Here is a 12,746-nt window from a genome sequence, read left to right as displayed (position 1 = left end):
AAGGCCCACTGGTTGGACGCTGCGGCGGTTGGGGCGATCGGCTCTCTGGTGCTTGCCACAGACCGACCATTGCACATAGTCGCCAAAGGGCAGGGCGGGCGGCAGAAAGCCGTGCTCGATCAATTCGGCTACCCAAAACAGCACCGCAGCCTAAAACCGCTTCACGGCTGGCGTTCTGGCGACATCGCACGCTGCGAAGGCAAGACAGGGCGTATTTCGCCGCGTGTCAAAGGCAGTTTCGAGATGCGGCCATTCGATGGCGGGAAACCATTCAGCCGTCCGATGCGAACCTTTCAACCCCTGCACCGGAATGATGGCTACGACTATGGCACCACAGAAAAGAATACATAGGCGAGATTATCCGAAACAAATCGGAGCCGCTATTTCATGCTATCTCATTCCATTTCATTCCATCATCCGCGCCGCGAGCCGACATCATGCCCGAAGTCATTGTTTACACAACGCAAACTTGCCCCTATTGCGACCGCGCTCGGCGGCTGCTCAAGCGCAAGGGTGTTGCCTTTGCTGAAATTCCGGTCGATCACGACCACGCCCGCATGAGCGAGATGATCGAACGCAGTGGGCGGCATACTGTCCCGCAAATTTTTATTGATACGTTCCATGTCGGCGGCTATGACGATCTGGCGTTGCTCGATCTGGACGGCGAGCTGGATGTGCGACTGGGATTAGACAGCGATGACGACTGAGCGCAGTGTCGATGCCGCTGCGGTGATGCGGCTGGATAAATGGCTGTGGGCGGCGCGATTTTTCAAAACCCGACAACTGGCGATTGACGCGATCAACGGCGGCAAAGTGCATGTTGATGGTCAGCGCGTCAAACCCAGCCGCACGCTACGGGTTGGCAGTCGTGTGACGATTCACAAAGACGGCTTAAGCTGGGAAGTCGAGGTGCTGGCGCTCAACACCCAGCGGCGTCCGGCGGCAGAAGCGGCCTTGCTGTATGCCGAATCGGAAGCCAGTCGGCTCAAGCGGCAGGCGCTAGTCCGCGAGCGCCGCGAACTTGGCGTATTCGGTGCAGACAGCAAGGGCCGCCCGACGAAGCGTGATCGGCGTCAAATCGAGCGATTTACCGAACAATAGCGATCACGCGCAGCAAACTGAAAGCGGGAAGCGGATCGCTGGCGGCTGAAAGCTGCGAACGCTATCCGCCCCCCGCCCGCTGCTCGGCTGCATTCGCTGCCGCAAAATCCCCAGCACGGCGCTTGACTTCAGCAATAATCCGCCAGTTATCGCGTTTGATGTCGGCCTGAGTGCCCGCCAGATCATTGGCACGCGCCGCCAAACTGCCCGCTTGCACCGCTTGTCCCTGTTCTAAGCGCAGCCGCGCCAGCCGATTCCACAAATAGGCTTCACGCGGCGCAATGCGCAACGACCGTTCTAAGGTCGCGGCAGCACCCGCATAATCCCCAGCTTGACGCTGTTGCTCGGCTTGTGCCGCAAGCTTGCCTGCCGCCGGTGGCAAATTCGGCATGGTCAGATTCGACGGCGGCACGGTTGCAACAGGTGCCGGTGCCGGAAGCGGTGCGGGTGGCTGAGGTGCGCTGCTCGGTAACACGGAACGCGGATCAGCCGTCGCAACCTGCACCGGCGGCGGCGCGGCGGGCGATGCAGTCGCATCTCCAGATACCGGCGCTAACGGTGGCGGCGGTGACGAACTATCAGCCGCTGACGGCACCGAGACCGCAACTGGCGCAGCTTGCGGTGCAGCGGGAGCCGGAACCGACGGCGCAGCGACCGTACTCGGATCACGATAGGCATAAACCTGCGTTTCGCGCTTGGCCGGTTGCGGTGGTGGGGTGGGTGTCGGAGTCGGCGGCTGCGGTGGGACGGGTGGCGGCGCACTCGGACGTTCCGGCAGTATTTCGCGGGGAATCACCTTGCCGAGAGCCGGTGGGAGCTGGTCGCGCAGGGGCAGGGTACAGGCATTCAGCCCAAATAGCGCCAGCGCCGATAAAACAATCAGACGAGTTAGACGTTCCATAAATAGGATTCGGTCAGTTCGCATTAACGTAAACAGTGAGTCAATTTCTGGTCAACGACCAAAAAAGTCGCTCATAAAATGATTCTCGCTCGGCGCAGGTTTCGGCGGTGGCTCGGGCGCACGCGGCTCAGGCGCTGGCTCAGGTGCGGCAGCTGGCGCTGGGGTGTTACTGGCTGCACTGCTCGATGCCCGCGAACCCGAGCCCGAGCGCGATTCACCGCCACTGCCGCCACATCGTGCGGCGCTCTTGGCACTCTCACCGATATAGGGCACACCCGTGCCGCCGCAGGCATCGGCTAAAACCACGCCATCGGGTGGGATATTCGGCAATGGCTCATTATCGAGCGCCAGCATAAATTCTCCCCAAACACGCAGCGCACCGGTACCGCCAGCCAAGCCCATCGGCTTGTAGTCATCGCGCCCGACCCACACCACCGCGACCTTATCGCCCGAAAATCCGGCATACCAGCTATCGCGTTTTTCATCGGTGGTGCCGGTCTTGCCCGCCATCGTCAGCCCTTTGGGTAACTGATCGCCGAGCCATTTGGCCGTCCCGTCAGTCACCACGCGCTGCATCGCCCAAGTCGTCAGATAGGCCGCTTTCGGATCCACTACCGCTTCAATCGCCAACGGATAGCGGTTGAGCGGCTGCCCCTGCGCATCAACCACCTCACGGATGCCGCGCAATGGGGCACGATAGCCACCCGCCGCGATGGTCTGATACACCTGCGCCACTTCGAGCGGCGACATCGACACCGCACCGAGCAGCACCGAGGGCACAACGCGAATCCGCCGCTGTGCGCCCATCTTATAGAGCGTCTCGACAACGTTCTTGACCCCAAGACTCAGCCCCAGATTGACCGTTGCCAGATTGAGCGAACGCGCCAACGCGCTTTGTAACTGCACTGAACCGTAAACGCGATGATCGTAGTTTTTCGGCTCCCAACGCTTATTCCCATCGGGCAAGCTGACCGGACTATCCGCAATGCTGCTCGTCAGGGTGTAGCGTTCCGGCTGTGACAGCGCGGTGAGATAAATCGGCGGCTTGACCAGCGAGCCAATCGAGCGCACCGAATCCAGAGCGCGATTAAATCCGGCATACCCGGGCTGGCGTCCACCGGCGATAGCGAGCACTTCGCCCTGTTCCACTGAGGTTACAACGGCTGCTGTTTCCAAGCTCCCAGCCTTCATCCCGTGCTGTTTTTCGAGCGCCGCGAGCCGCGTCGGGAGCGCCGTTTCAACTGCCGCCTGCACCAGCGGATCGAGCGTCGTGAAGATATTCAGCCCTTCGGAGCGCAAATCTTCATCACGATAATCACGCTGCAATTGACGACGCACGAGGCTAATAAAATCCGGGTAATAACCCGCTGGCCGACCGCCGCCATCTTGAATGCCCAGCGGCGTGCGTTTAGCGCGGGCCGCATCAGTGGCGCTAATCACCCCATCACGCACCATTAAATCGAGCACCAAATTGCGCCGCGTTGTCGCCGCTTCGGGATGGCGACGCGGATCGAGATTCGACGGCGCTTGCACCATACCGACCAGTAGCGCCGTTTTCGCCGCGTCGAGTTCAGTCAGCGGCAAATTAAATAAAAACTGACTGACTAATCCAAAGCCGTGAATCCCGCGACTGCCATCCTGACCGAGATAGATTTCATTGGCATAGGCTTCGAGAATTTCGTCTTTGCCATAACGTAATTCGAGCAAAAATGCCATATAGGCTTCTTTAATCTTGCGCTCAAATGTCCGGTCGGCACTGAGATAAAAGTTTTTCACCAACTGTTGAGTTAAGGTACTCGCGCCTTCAACCACGGCACCGGCCTGCATATTACTCACAGCCGCCCGCAGAATTCCTTTGGGATCAACCCCCCAATGCCGATAAAAATTACGATCCTCGACCGCCATCAAGGTTTTAACCAGCAATTCCGGCAAATCCTGATGTCGCACTAATACCCGATCTTCATTGTGAGTCGGGTAAATACTAGCAATTAACATTGCATCGAGCCGCACTAACGCTGGATCCGGGCCACCATCGGCGTCAATCAGCGTTGTGACTTGATTATCAGCAAAATCAATTTGTAAATGGCGTTCTGGTTCGGCAGCATCCCAAAAACGAAACGGGCGCGTCCACACTAAAAAGCGATTCCCTAAACGCTGATATTGACCTTGAGTGCGTGGCCCTTCAATCGCACGATAATTCAGCCGTTTGAGTTCGGATTCAAATTGATCGGGACTGAGCCGCCGCCCAGTGTATAGCTCCAACGGTCGCGCCCAGACCCGCGCCGGCAGCGCCCAGCGTTGCCCCTCAAACTTGCCGCGCACGATGCGATCCAAATGCACGCCATACAACACCAGCACCAACGCACTGCCGACGGCGACAATCAGCAGCCACACACTTAGCACACGGCTGAAACGACGAGACCTGCGCGGCGGGGAACGTCTCCGGCTCGGTATGTCAGAGCGGCGAGTAGCAGTCACGGATTTGACCTAATGCAAAAGCGAGATAGATGGTGCTGACGTGCTGAGGTCGCCGACACCGCGAGAATTAAGATAGGATTATGGCACATCCGCGCCGTGGGTAGTGCCCCAATCTATATGATATGTAATCTGAATTGATCTAAAATCTAACTGAATTTATTCAAACATGAATCACTGCCCCTCTTGCAAATCTACAAATCTACTCAAGACCGTGAAGAATGGATTTAATGCAACCGGAAAGCAAAGCCATCTATGATATTTTTAAGTCTTAATCCCAACGCCGCGCCGCAATAAATATAAGCTATACACTGTCAGCATTAGGATAAACAGCAGAATCATTCCAAAAGCGACACTGAGCGGAATATCACTGACGCCGAGTAATCCATGCCGAAATGCGTTGACCATATACAGCACTGGATTAGCTAATGAGACAGTTTGCCAAAATTCCGGTAATAGCTCAATCGAATAAAATACTCCGCCCAAATAGGTCAGGGGTGTGAGCACAAAGGTTGGCACGATGGAAATATCATCAAAGCTGTTAGCATAAATGGCGTTGATAAACCCGCCGAGTGAAAATAGCGTTGCCGTCAGCACGCCAATCAATAGCATTGTGAGCGGATCGTGAATGCGAATATCGGTAAAAAACACGGCGATTAGCATCACTGCCCCGCCAACCACTAGCCCGCGTGCGACGCCGCCGCCAACATAACCGGCTAAAATCACCCAATTCGGCGCAGGCGAGACCAATAATTCTTCGATATAGCGCGAAAATTTGCTGCTATAAAACGATGATACGACATTAGAATACGCATTGGTAATCACGCCCATGAGTACCAAGCCGGGCACGATAAAATCGAGATACGCAAAGCCATCCATCATGCCGATGCGCTCGCCAATCAGCCGCCCGAAAATCACGAAATACAGCGATGTGGTAATCACTGAAGGCAAAATAGTCTGCACCCAGATACGCAAAAAACGCAGAATTTCTTTTTTCAGAATGGTCTGAAATGTGACGCGATAACGACGCCAGGTTTCTAATCGCTGATTCATACTCCAGCCTCTGCATTCTGGCGATCAACTAATTCTAAAAATAAGCGTTCGAGCCGGTTTTGTTTATTGCGTAAACTAATCACTTCGATGCCATTGCGTGATAAGGCTTCAAATAAACCATTGATAGTATGTTCGCGGTTCATTTCGACTTCAAGCGTGCAATCATCAAGTGCTTGAAGAACAAAACCGCCGAGTTGCGGTAATTCCGAGACGCGCCCTTTGAGATTGAGCACAAAGGTTTCGGTATGCAGTCGTTGTAATAAAGCGGCGACACTGGTGCGCTCGGCAATGCGTCCATCATCAATAATGGCGATATTGCGGCAGAGGCTTTCGGCTTCTTCTAAATAATGGGTGGTGAGAATAATAGTCGTGCCCTGTTGATTCAGCTCGCGCAGAAATGACCACATCGAGCGACGAATTTCAATATCGACGCCAGCGGTCGGTTCATCGAGAATCAATAAACGCGGCTCATGCACCAGCGCACGGGCGATCATTAAGCGCCGTTTCATGCCGCCGGAGAGCCGCCGCATTTCGGTATCACGGCGATCCCAGAGATCAAGTTGACGCAAATAGCGTTCGGCACGGATGCGTGCTTCATGGCGCGGTAAGCCATAATAGCCGGCTTGATTGAGTACGACTTCAATGACTGGCAAGAATAAATTAAAGTTAAATTCTTGTGGCACCAAGCCGATGCAGGATTTAACACCTTCAGGATCGTGATCGAGATCATGCCCGAATACCGATACCTGCCCGGTGGTTTTATTGACCAGTGAGGAAATAATGCCAATAAAGGTCGATTTACCCGCGCCATTTGGCCCGAGTAAGGCAAAAAAATCGCCTTCTGCGACTTGCAGATCAATGCCTTTAAGCGCGTGAAAGCCGCCGCGATAAATTTTCGTCAGGTGTTGAACGTCGAGCGCGAACATGGGAAGCCGCCGTGATGCTGGGTTCGAGAGGGCCGCCTATCACTCTACCAGCAATCTGGCAGGTGTGCGCGGTTCGTCGGGACTGTCGCGGTGCTGTCATCTGCGACGCGCATACTGAATAATTGGCTTCCGGCGATCAGCTTCCAGCCGCCAGCGGTTAGCCAAGAGTTTGGCGGCGGCGCGACTCAGGATAATACATGTATGTCTCAATTGATCCAGAATGGTCATACGATTTTAACGGTGCGTGCTCATTTATTGGGCCGCCATCTCGATCTTAAACGTCTCGGGCATCTCGAAGTGTTGGCGACGAATCCGTTGGTCGCGCCAATCGGTGAGCACGCGCACGCGGTGTTATTTCGTTCTGGTGCGGTAGTGCTGTTTGGCGTCGATGCGGCACAAGAAGCGGCATTTATCGAAGAAATTCGCCCTTTTGTGCGCGATCCGCTATTGCAACCAGAGCACGAAGATTTGACGATTCTGATTGATCCGATCCGTCCTGAGGGATTGGAACGCGACCGCTTAGTGCTAATGAATACCGAGTTGGCGCGGTTGCAAGTGGTGGCGGATATTTTGGGAAAAAGTGTGCTGTTGGCCGATCAGGAAGCGCGGGTGGCACATGCTTTTGATCGTATTGAGCCGTTGGCCGAGCGATTGCGGCGGCATGGGCGCGGCGTCAGTCATGCGGATACGTTGATTCGACATATCGGCGAGGCGTTGGCAATTCAGCAAAATATGGTCGGACGCGGTGAAATTGGCGATAAACCGGAGGTGATTTGGGAGCGGCCCGATTTAGAGCGGTTGTTTTTGAATTTAGAAGCCGAATATGAAATCCGCGAGCGGCAATTAGCCCTTGAACGCAAATTGACGCTGATTAATGACACAGCCGGCACGCTGTTAGATTTATTGCAGAGTAAACGCAGTCTGCGCGTTGAATGGTATATCGTGATTTTAATTGTGGTCGAAATTGCTTTGACGCTCTATGAATTGTTTTTTCGCGGGGCTGGGCACTGACGGGCATTGAATAGTCTGACACACAAGGCGGCGGTTGGCAGCGGTCGGGCGTATACTGGATACTTGATTGGGGCCGACTGCGTGCGCCAGACTCCGGCTCCATCGCTGCCCAAGCGTCTGAATCAAGAGCGAGAACAGTAAAGCCTATGAGCATCAAAGATTATCGCACTGCGGTTGAGGCCCGAGGCGGCCTGCTAGTGGTCAAACACACGCCCAATGTCGCCTTCGGCGACCGCGTGCGCATCGAGGATCACGCCGGTCATATCCGCAACGGTCAGGTGATTCGCGCCGCCGATGATGAAGTGTTGATTCTGGTGTTTGAGGGCACCGAGGATCTCGATCTTGAAAATACTTGGGTGCGGTTTCTCGATGAGCCGGTGGAAATCGCGCTCTCGCCCGAAATTCTGGGGCGCGAGTTCAATGGTCTCGGTGAGCCGCGTGACGGACGGCCGCCGGTGCTTTCGGCGATTCGGCGGCCGGTGAGTGGCTCGGCGATCAATCCCGCTGCACGCACCTATCCGCGTGAGTTTATCCAGACCGGCATCTCGACCATCGACGGCCTGAACTCGCTGGTGCGCGGCCAAAAGCTGCCGATTTTCTCCGGTTCGGGTCTGCCGCATAACCGTTTGGCTGCACAGATCGTGCGACAGGCCAAGCTAGTCGATGAATCGTCGAGCTTTTCGATTGTGTTCGCGGCGATGGGCGTGTCCTATGCCGATGCCAAATTTTTCCGCGATGAATTCGCCAATTCCGGCGTATTGCGCAATGTGGTGATGTTTATCAATTTGGCTGACGATCCGCCGGTTGAGCGATTAACCTTGCCGCGTACCGCGCTCACGGCGGCGGAATATCTGGCCTATGATCTCGACCGGCATGTATTAGTCGTGCTCACTGATATGACGAATTATGCCGAAGCCTTGCGCGAAGTGGCCACCGCTAAAGGCGATGTGCCAGCGCGTAAAGGTTATCCGGGTTATCTCTATTCGGATTTAGCTGAGATTTATGAACGCTGCGGGCGCATTCACGAGCGTCATGGTTCAATTACAATGATGCCCGTTGTTTCCATGCCCTCAGATGATATTACCCATCCGATTCCTGACCTCACCGGCTATATCACTGAAGGTCAGATTGTATTGTCACGCGAGCTACATAATCAGGGTATTTATCCGCCGGTGAATATCTCGCCGAGTCTATCGCGCTTAATGAAAGACGGGATCGGCAAGGATGACACCCGCGAAGATCATCCCCGCGTTGCTGCCCAGCTTTATGCGCTCTATGCGCGAGCACAGGAAACGCGCAATTTGGCCTCAATTATCGGCGCGGATGAATTATCAGAACGTGACCGGCTTTATCTGACCTTTGCCGAGGCATTCGATCAACGCTTTGTCGGTCAAGGTGAAGCCGAGGATCGCTCAATTGAAGCGACGCTGAATTTAGCTTGGGAGCTAATGAGCGCCTTTCCGCGTGACATGCTCACGCGCCTCAAAGAAACCGATCTCGCTAAATATTACCGCGAGCACGAAGTAGAAACGGCGTGAGTCACTCGGTCGCGGTACGCTGTGAGGACTGCGCCGCCGTCTGCTGTCGATTAGAGGTTGTGTGTCTGACCGACAGCGGCGTGCCGCGTCACTTCACCACGCGGGATGCTTGGGGGCGCGTGGTGCTGCGCCGACTTGATGATGGTTGGTGCGCGGCCCTCGACCGCGACACCCTACGCTGTCGCATCTATGAACAGCGGCCGTTGGTGTGCCGTGAATTTGAGATGGGCGGCCCGGATTGTCTAGCAGAGCGGGAACAGGCATGGCACAACAGTTAATTAAGGTTCCACCGACTAAAAACACCCTGCTTAAACTCAAAAAGCAGGTGCGCTTTCTCGAAGATGGGCACGATTTATTAGAGCGCAAGCGCGAATTACTCACACGCTTGGTCTATGAACGTATTGGCGAATATCGTCGCCTGCGGACTGAATCAGAACGCGCATTGACAGACGCCTATCGTTGTTTGGCAATTTCACATCTGCGATTGGGTAGTCGTGCGATTCGACAATCAGCACTCGGAGTTGAACCGGCGCTGCAAGTTGAAATCTTACCGCGTCGGGCGCTGGGCGTCGAATATCCGGCGGTGAATAGCGAGCGGCTGCCGCTTAAACCAGTGGGATTATTGGGCACCGATGTTAGTTTTGATACCACGCGCAGTCAATTAGCCGATGCGGCGGTGTTGCTGGCGCGATTAGCGGAAGTCGAAACCGCATTACATCGCCTGCTGGAAGAACAGCGCAAGGCGCAAAAGCGCGTTAATGCGCTCAAATACAATATTATTCCGCGCTATCACCGCACTATTCGCTTTATTCAATCATCGCTGGAAGAAGAAGAGCGTAATACGCTATTTCAGGTCAAGCTATTGCGGGCGCGGGCGGGTTAGGTCAGCTGTCAAGTCCCGCGAGATTATAGACACGCTTTTTGAAGCGTTCGGGGCATTGTTGTTGCCAGTCCTTGAGTGCTTGAATCGGCGCGATGTGTCCGAGCGCCTTCTGCGGGATCTGATGACTGTATAACCGCACGTAGCCGTTGAGGGTGTCGGCTAGGTTCTGGGAGGAATCAAATGTCAAGTCCCGCGAGATTATAGACGCGCTTTTTGAAGCGTTCAGGGCATTGTTGTTGCCAGTCCTTGAGCAAGGTAGGATGGGTAGAACGGCCACGCGATAAGCTTGACGATTGCTCTAACGTTTGTTGGCCGTGAAACCCATCATTCACCGCAGCAGATGCGAAATGATGGGTTTCGCTTTGCTCTACCCATCCTACATTTACAATCTAATGCAGCGGCGTCGAAGCAGATATCTTGCTGGTATCAAGTTGCCGCTCATGACACCTAGATCTCAGTCACGCCACTGATTGATAATATAAATTCTGTGAAATAGGGGTCAGAAATAGGCAGAAATAGGAGGCAGAAATAGAGGCAGAAATAGGGGTCAGAAATAGGGGTCAGACCCCTATTCGCTATTCGGATCCCTATTCGGATCGAGGTGGTGATTGACGCGGATGTCAGCCGCCAGACGCATCAGGGGTTTTGGCGGGTGGTGCGGGGGCTGAGTAACAGTTTTGATAACCAAAAACCGAACGCGCTACAACTAGGTTAATTGACTTGCAAAATTTACCCATTCTCGAAAATTTTATTTTAAAATCAATAGCTTAATTTTTAGACAGGCTCTTAGTCGTGTTGCTGGTGGCGTTGGCGGTGGTGATTGCTGGGCTATCGATGCGGCGGCAGTGAATGGGACACAGCCTTATTTTGTTATTTCTTTTGTATTGATACCGGCAGATTACTGTATTTTGCTACGTTAAATTGCGTCGCTCACCAACCACCCAATGGGAGTCAGTCATGCAAGTCACAGCGTTTCTACTCGGCATGTTTGTTTTTATTATTTACACGGTGCTCATTCGCGCTTTTTACACCGTTAAACCCGATGAACGCGCTATCATCACCTCATTTGGTCGCGCTCAACGCATTGGGCGGCTAATGGTTGAAGATAATTCCCTCAATGATGAAGAAAAACAACGCTATCGTTTTCCGCGTTTGCAAGTGATTCAACCCGGTGGCCCCTATTTCAAATGGCCGTGGCAAGAAGTGCATAAAGTGCGTGTTGTCACTGAAGCAATTGATCTGACTTGGGATCCGACAAAATCCCAGCATACTATTGAAGCAGTGACGAAAGATAATTTAACTACCGGGGTTGGCGGTCAAATTCGTTTTCGTGTCTGTGAGAATAATCTTTATGCCTATTTCTTCGGCGTGGATAAACCGCTGGAGCATGTAATGGGCTATTTTATTTCCGTGCTACGTGAGCGCATTGCCAATTTCGTCGATCCGAAGGGGCAGAGTTTAGTTGGTGATGCTGAATTAAATAGCGGCAATGCCAGCGCTGAATTATCTGAAGGCGTGTCGATCAACGATCTACGCAAAAATTTGCCGCTCCTGAATGATTATATGGAACAACAGTGCCGCTCGACCGGCGCACGCTATGGCATTGAACTCGACGCAGCCTTAATTACGCAAATCGACCCACCGCCTGAAGTCGATCGGGCGCTCTCTGCGATTAATACTACGCGCAATCAGGTTGCGGCAGATATTTCGACCGCCCGCGCTGATGCTGAACAGCAAATTACCATGAGCAAGCGTGCTGTTGAAATCGCACGTAATAATGCGCAAGCTGAAGTTGCGCCATTGAAAGAACTTGCAAATACGTTGGCGCAAATTAAAGCAACTGGTGGCGCGGGTGCCTTGCGAACCTATATTCGCAATTTGCGGGTGCCATTATTGCGCCGTGCAACGCGCATTGTACAAACCGCTGCACCGAAATAACGCGCTTGAGGAGGCTCAAATCATGTTTTTTGATTCCGATTTCTCATTCGGCCCGATTGTCGCGTTTATAATCGGTGTGCTTTATATCCCGATTTTGCTTGCCATTGCTCGCACACTCGGACTCTATGCCATTGTGCGTGAACGCGAAGCTCAGGTTTTTACGCTGTTTGGCAAGGTGCTCGGAACGCTTGATGAACCCGGTATTCGCTTTCCGCTCGGTTATTTTGGCCTGAAAGCTTTATTAGTGCCGTTTTTTGGCAAGCTTTATAAAGTGCCGACCTGTCTCCGCCAGCATTATTTGCGCGATCAAATGGTTAATTCCGAAGAAGGCACGCCAATGGGTGTGGGTATTTGGTATGAAATGCAGGTGAGTGATCCGGTTGCCTATTTATTCAGCAACGCGAATCCTGAAGGTTCATTACAAGCCAATGTCGCCAGTTCGACTATTTCGACGCTGAGTAATTTGGAAATGGATAAAATGCTTGAAGATCGGCATCAACTCAGCCGTCGCGTGCGTGCAGCAGTTTCGCCGCTATCTGAGCAATGGGGCTATGCGCTTGGCTCGGTGTATATCCGTAAAGTTGCTTTTACGGATCGGCAAATGGTTGACAATATCACGGATAAAGTCGTGAAGCGGTTGGTGCAGGTGACAAGCGCGATGAAACAAGATGGTGAAAATCGCGTTGGTTTAATTAAGAGTGAAACAGCGTATAAAGTTTCGCAGAAAATGGCTGAAGCCGCTGCTTCCCGTCCGGCAATTGTTGGCGAGGCATTAAATGCGATTGCGCAACAAGATTCTGAAGTATTGAATGCTGTGATGGAAGTGATGGAGACCGAGCAACTGATTGCTTCAGGGGCGCAGGTTGATGTGTTGCCGGTCGATTCGGAAATTTTGGTACAGCTATAAAGAAAAGATAACG

At 53.5% G+C, this 12,746-nt stretch carries 12 protein-coding genes and 2 pseudogenes; 9 read left to right on the top strand and 5 right to left on the bottom strand.

Features of this window, described 5'->3' with window-relative positions; all coding sequences use genetic code 11:
• The 3 genes and pseudogenes from BLW10_RS05920 to BLW10_RS05910 form a co-directional block, all read left to right on the top strand.
• A pseudogene (locus BLW10_RS05920) lies at window positions 1-351 on the top strand (hypothetical protein); the annotation flags it as partial.
• 86 nt (window positions 352-437) lie between these two features.
• Window positions 438-707: a glutaredoxin 3 gene (gene grxC / locus BLW10_RS05915; RefSeq protein ID WP_091333023.1), complete on the top strand. Its 270-nt coding sequence runs from the start codon at window positions 438-440 to the stop codon at window positions 705-707.
• Window positions 697-1,101 carry an RNA-binding S4 domain-containing protein gene (locus tag BLW10_RS05910; RefSeq protein WP_091333021.1) on the top strand — a complete coding sequence of 135 codons (405 nt, stop codon included), beginning with the start codon at window positions 697-699 and terminating at the stop codon, window positions 1,099-1,101. Before grxC ends, BLW10_RS05910 begins: the two co-directional genes overlap by 11 nt.
• A 61-nt stretch (window positions 1,102-1,162) precedes the next feature.
• Here the strand turns inward: BLW10_RS05910 and BLW10_RS05905 are convergent, their stop codons facing one another.
• From BLW10_RS05905 to BLW10_RS05890, 4 genes are all read right to left on the bottom strand, one after another.
• Window positions 1,163-2,002 (bottom strand): tetratricopeptide repeat protein, encoded by an 840-nt coding sequence (locus BLW10_RS05905; protein WP_091333020.1) that lies wholly within the window; start codon window positions 2,000-2,002, stop codon window positions 1,163-1,165.
• Between the two features lie 51 nt (window positions 2,003-2,053).
• Complete coding sequence (gene mrcB / locus BLW10_RS05900) at window positions 2,054-4,480, bottom strand: penicillin-binding protein 1B (RefSeq protein ID WP_091333018.1); 2,427 nt, start codon at window positions 4,478-4,480, stop codon at window positions 2,054-2,056.
• 261 nt (window positions 4,481-4,741) lie between these two features.
• The gene (locus tag BLW10_RS05895; protein ID WP_091333016.1) at window positions 4,742-5,530 is read right to left on the bottom strand and encodes an ABC transporter permease; all 789 of its coding nucleotides are present in this window, start codon (window positions 5,528-5,530) and stop codon (window positions 4,742-4,744) included.
• Window positions 5,527-6,456, bottom strand: coding sequence for an ABC transporter ATP-binding protein (locus tag BLW10_RS05890; RefSeq protein ID WP_091333015.1), 930 nt, complete (start codon window positions 6,454-6,456; stop codon window positions 5,527-5,529). The genes BLW10_RS05895 and BLW10_RS05890 overlap by 4 nt, the downstream gene beginning before the upstream one ends.
• Window positions 6,457-6,657: 201 nt before the next feature.
• Here BLW10_RS05890 and BLW10_RS05885 point away from each other — a divergent pair, with 201 nt between their 5' ends.
• From BLW10_RS05885 to BLW10_RS05870, 4 genes are all read left to right on the top strand, one after another.
• Entirely contained in the window at window positions 6,658-7,467 is an 810-nt protein-coding gene (locus tag BLW10_RS05885; protein ID WP_091333013.1) for an RMD1 family protein, read from the top strand.
• A gap of 146 nt (window positions 7,468-7,613) precedes the next feature.
• On the top strand, window positions 7,614-9,005 hold the full coding sequence (locus tag BLW10_RS05880) for a V-type ATP synthase subunit B (protein ID WP_091333012.1): 1,392 nt from the start codon (window positions 7,614-7,616) through the stop codon (window positions 9,003-9,005).
• Window positions 9,002-9,283, top strand: a complete 282-nt coding sequence (locus BLW10_RS05875) for a YkgJ family cysteine cluster protein (protein ID WP_091333010.1) — start codon at window positions 9,002-9,004, stop codon at window positions 9,281-9,283. The genes BLW10_RS05880 and BLW10_RS05875 overlap by 4 nt, the downstream gene beginning before the upstream one ends.
• Entirely contained in the window at window positions 9,268-9,888 is a 621-nt protein-coding gene (locus BLW10_RS05870; RefSeq protein ID WP_091333009.1) for a V-type ATP synthase subunit D, read from the top strand. Before BLW10_RS05875 ends, BLW10_RS05870 begins: the two co-directional genes overlap by 16 nt.
• 1 nt (window position 9,889) lies before the next feature.
• Here BLW10_RS05870 and BLW10_RS13715 read toward each other — a convergent pair.
• Window positions 9,890-10,069 (bottom strand): annotated as a pseudogene (locus tag BLW10_RS13715) (IS481 family transposase); the annotation flags it as partial.
• Window positions 10,070-10,845: 776 nt separating this feature from the next.
• Between BLW10_RS13715 and BLW10_RS05865 the strand changes: the two are divergent.
• Together BLW10_RS05865 and BLW10_RS05860 are read left to right on the top strand one after the other, a co-directional pair.
• On the top strand, window positions 10,846-11,826 hold the full coding sequence (locus tag BLW10_RS05865; RefSeq protein ID WP_091333007.1) for an SPFH domain-containing protein: 981 nt from the start codon (window positions 10,846-10,848) through the stop codon (window positions 11,824-11,826).
• 22 nt (window positions 11,827-11,848) lie between these two features.
• Window positions 11,849-12,733, top strand: a complete 885-nt coding sequence (locus BLW10_RS05860; protein ID WP_091333004.1) for an SPFH domain-containing protein — start codon at window positions 11,849-11,851, stop codon at window positions 12,731-12,733.
• Window positions 12,734-12,746: the final 13 nt, after the last annotated feature.

Source organism: Allochromatium warmingii (assembly GCF_900107145.1).
GTDB lineage: Bacteria > Pseudomonadota > Gammaproteobacteria > Chromatiales > Chromatiaceae > Thermochromatium > Thermochromatium warmingii.
The sequence above is the reverse complement of the archived record's forward strand: the minus strand, read 5'-3'. Positions and strand labels throughout refer to the sequence as shown.

Bases quoted from the DNA above. Each gene is read 5' to 3' on its own strand.
- grxC (WP_091333023.1), top strand. From the start codon at position 438: ATGCCCGAAGTCATTGTTTACACAACGCAAACTTGCCCCTATTGCGAC.
- BLW10_RS05910 (WP_091333021.1), top strand. From the start codon at position 697: ATGACGACTGAGCGCAGTGTCGATGCCGCTGCGGTGATGCGGCTGGAT.
- BLW10_RS05905 (WP_091333020.1), bottom strand. From the start codon at position 2,002: ATGGAACGTCTAACTCGTCTGATTGTTTTATCGGCGCTGGCGCTATTT.
- BLW10_RS05895 (WP_091333016.1), bottom strand. From the start codon at position 5,530: ATGAATCAGCGATTAGAAACCTGGCGTCGTTATCGCGTCACATTTCAG.
- BLW10_RS05890 (WP_091333015.1), bottom strand. From the start codon at position 6,456: ATGTTCGCGCTCGACGTTCAACACCTGACGAAAATTTATCGCGGCGGC.
- BLW10_RS05885 (WP_091333013.1), top strand. From the start codon at position 6,658: ATGTCTCAATTGATCCAGAATGGTCATACGATTTTAACGGTGCGTGCT.
- BLW10_RS05880 (WP_091333012.1), top strand. From the start codon at position 7,614: ATGAGCATCAAAGATTATCGCACTGCGGTTGAGGCCCGAGGCGGCCTG.
- BLW10_RS05870 (WP_091333009.1), top strand. From the start codon at position 9,268: ATGGCACAACAGTTAATTAAGGTTCCACCGACTAAAAACACCCTGCTT.
- BLW10_RS05865 (WP_091333007.1), top strand. From the start codon at position 10,846: ATGCAAGTCACAGCGTTTCTACTCGGCATGTTTGTTTTTATTATTTAC.
- BLW10_RS05860 (WP_091333004.1), top strand. From the start codon at position 11,849: ATGTTTTTTGATTCCGATTTCTCATTCGGCCCGATTGTCGCGTTTATA.